The 3189-nt window shown below is 48.1% G+C and carries 4 protein-coding genes; 2 read left to right on the top strand and 2 right to left on the bottom strand.

The window, feature by feature from the left end; translation table 11 throughout:
• Positions 1-780 (top strand): IS30 family transposase (locus FC99_RS13495; protein WP_056986574.1); only part of this gene is annotated, 780 nt, incomplete at its 5' end.
• Between the two features lie 120 nt (positions 781-900).
• Here FC99_RS13495 and FC99_RS13490 read toward each other — a convergent pair.
• On the bottom strand, positions 901-1719 hold the full coding sequence (locus tag FC99_RS13490; protein WP_048736045.1) for a helix-turn-helix domain-containing protein: 819 nt from the start codon (positions 1717-1719) through the stop codon (positions 901-903).
• A gap of 172 nt (positions 1720-1891) precedes the next feature.
• On the opposite strand from FC99_RS13490, the gene FC99_RS13485 reads away from it, so the two are divergent.
• On the top strand, positions 1892-2155 hold the full coding sequence (locus FC99_RS13485; protein WP_048736044.1) for an AbrB/MazE/SpoVT family DNA-binding domain-containing protein: 264 nt from the start codon (positions 1892-1894) through the stop codon (positions 2153-2155).
• Positions 2156-2387: 232 nt separating this feature from the next.
• Here FC99_RS13485 and FC99_RS13480 read toward each other — a convergent pair.
• Positions 2388-3189 (bottom strand): transposase (locus FC99_RS13480; RefSeq protein ID WP_235805936.1); only part of this gene is annotated, 802 nt, incomplete at its 5' end.

The following is a 3189-nucleotide window of genomic DNA, read 5'->3' as shown; positions in this document are numbered from 1 at the left end:
AAGCGTAAGGCCTGTCATCGTCCTTGTAAGTTCTATCAGGTCCTAGCCTTTTTAGCGTTCTTTGTTGAGCACTTTAAGACTGACAGCTGGGCACCAGATGTTGCTGTAGGTCGGGCCAAAGCGCTGGGACTCTTTCGTCCTGACGAGATGGTCTGCACCAAAACGCTATATAAGTACATCGACGAACAACTCCTAGAGGTCTGTAACTTGGATCTCGCTGAGAAGATGAGTCGCCGACTACCCAAGCACGCTCCTCATAAAAATAGCCGCCAGCTGGGGTTAAGCATTGAAGAACGGCCCGCTGAAGTGGCGACACGTGAAGAGTTCGGCCACTTTGAGATTGATACCATTGTTGGTAAGCGTGATGGTCAAGAGAGTGTGATTATGACCCTGATTGAGCGTCAAACCCGCTTCCAGATTATCCGACTGATTGACGGCCGTGACGCCGATTCCGTAGCCTACATCATGAAAGCAATCATCGCTGAATACGGAGACATTATCAAGTCAGTGACTGCGGACAACGGCCCAGAGTTTGCGACCCTTTCTCAAGTGATGGCGTCAGTCGCACCGGTCTATTTTACGCACCCCTACACCTCCAGTGAACGTGGTACTAATGAAGTCCACAATCGCATGGTTCGTCGCGACTTCCCTAAGGGCGAGTCGCTCGATGCTGTTAGTCCAGCTGATGTCGCTAAGACCGCTGACAAGCTGAACAACATGCCTCGTCGCCAACTCGACTACCGGTCACCTGCCGAGTGCTTCGCTGCCGCCTGCGGCTAAGCTCAGCCCAATGATCAACCCAACTCCAAGCCCTGAGAATCCCTTGGTATTAGTATTTGGTCCTAGTGACTAACTTGTTCTTGCAATTTGCGGACGATTAAAAATCAGAATACTGATAATCTAAAATTTTTCGGGAACTTTTTCGTGAAAGAGGTCCGAGAGAAAGCGTTGTTTCTGTTGGGCGACTACGGCATCATTTTCACGACCAGCCCGCGCGGCAATCTCCGCCAGCAACCGGTAGCTGTTGGCCAGCATGTAGTGGGAGTTGTGGTCGGTAATATAAGTGATGCCGGTCATGAGTCGTTGGGTGGCTAACGTTGAATCCTGTAGAAAATAGGCGGTCAAAGCCGCGAGGTAGAAGATGATATTACAATTCTCTTCGTAGGGTCCCTGGTCGATGCCCGTGAGTGCCTGGTCGACTAATTGTATCGCACTGGTCGGTCGCTGTTGTTTGGCCCGAACGGTCGCGAGCGAGGTGGCAGCTAACCGGGTCAGCGTGGTTGGCGTTCGTTCTTCGGCCATGGTCATGGCGAACTGGAGGTTCTGTTCGGCGGCGGTGAGCGTTGGGTCGACATGAAGTTGCGCCACGCCTAGATAGTAATAATATGCCTGTGTTTGTTGCGCGGTGCTGATAGCCTCCTGGGTGCTGGGAGCTGTTAAAAAGACGGCTAACTCCTGGTAACGATGCTGATTGCAGAGCCGTTGCATGTGGGTGTTCAGGCGATCATCCCCGCTAATGGCAAAGTCGGTCGCTAAACTAACCTCATCGAGTGAAATGTTTAAGCGGTGACAGAGCGCCAGTAAGAGCTTGGCGTTTGGCGTGTACTGGTCATTTTCAATGGCGGATAACATGGATTGTGCGCAGATACCGGCCGCGACATCTTTTTGTGAGCGGTGCTGCTGCCGACGAACCTGTTTAAGCGTTGTACCGAGTGACATGGCGGTTCCCCTTTGGATGAGTGATTAGGTCTAATCTACCTGGTTTGGAAGAGGAATGCTAGTGAGAAGAATTGGAAGTCAAAGGTTACGATTCTTTACCAAGCCAATGGGCTGATTAACATATCTACATGGGTATATACTTTGTTGAGATCAGTGATTTAAGGAGATTGATGTGGCAACTATTAAAACACAAATCCATTTGGTTAAATGGGGAAATTCTAAGGTTGTTGAGATTCCCAGTAAAGCTATTAAGCAGTTAAATCTAGCCGATGATCAAGAACTGACATTTACGATTAAAGATGGTTCGATTGTTTTAACACCAGTAAAGAAACAACCGACTAATATTCACGACTTATTTGCGGACTGGGAAGACGATGGTAAGCGTGAGCAAAAATTAGATTGGGGAAAAGCGAAGGGGCATGAACTACCATGGTAAGCCAAGGCGATATCTTCCTTATATGCTTTAATCCTGGTTGAGGCCATTAGTAGACGAATCGTCGACCAACGATAGCATTGATGACTGACACATGTCAATTGCCTCTGAATAAATTCAGCGGCTTGTCGCTCACGTGTCTGGCAACACAGTAGTCCAACATGCCCATTAGGCACTCCTACTCGTAGTGGCAACATCATCGGGTAATTGACGGCTACCCGTTTAACTGCCAGGTTTACCCAGCAGTTGTTAGCTTCTTAATCCTTGGGTATTTGACGCCGCTCAACCATTCTTGCCCAAGCATCGAGATATTCATTGCGCCTAATCGGTCATCATTACACCGATACTGGCATTGGGCACACCAATATTCGTGAGTTTCATGATGACGGTTAGTCTTCTCAACTAGCCCACACTTGGGGCATCTCTGAGAGGTGAAGGCTGGATTCACTTTCACAACGGCGCTTTGAATAGCCTGAGCCTTGTACGTTAAGAAAGATTCTAGTTGAAAGAAAGACCAAGAACGATGGCTATTACGCATTGATTTAGGTAAATCATCCGTGTTGAACGTCACATTAGTTAAGTCTTCCAAAACGAAAAGCGTATGCGACCCATATGCCGCGACGAGTGTCTTAGCTAGCCGATGATTCACATCGGTCATCCAGCAGTTCTCTCGTTGAGCCAGTCGCTTCAGTTTTCTCTTGGCAGCTTTGGACCCTTTGCTTTGTAGCTGTCGACGAATTCCCAGAAACTTCTTTCGCTTACGTAGGATCTTCTGACCATCAAAGAATAGCGTCTTTCCTTCATCATCAAAGGCGGTTGCCAGGAAACGTAATCCACGGTCAATCCCTACGATTTTAGGATTGTCTTTGGGACTGAAATCGCTAACTTCTTTGGTGATGCCGATGTGCAGAAACCACTTGCCCCGGTTATGGACCAACTTAGCAGTACCGAATTTCCAGTCATCGGTAAAGTACTTTTCAAATCCTTTGTTAGTGAATCCTAACTTAGTCCGCTTATCTAGAGTGGTGATTGAGATT

Origin of the sequence: Levilactobacillus koreensis JCM 16448, assembly GCF_001435525.1 — a bacterium.
In the GTDB taxonomy this organism is placed as follows: domain Bacteria; phylum Bacillota; class Bacilli; order Lactobacillales; family Lactobacillaceae; genus Levilactobacillus; species Levilactobacillus koreensis.
The sequence above is the reverse complement of the archived record's forward strand: the minus strand, read 5'-3'. Positions and strand labels throughout refer to the sequence as shown.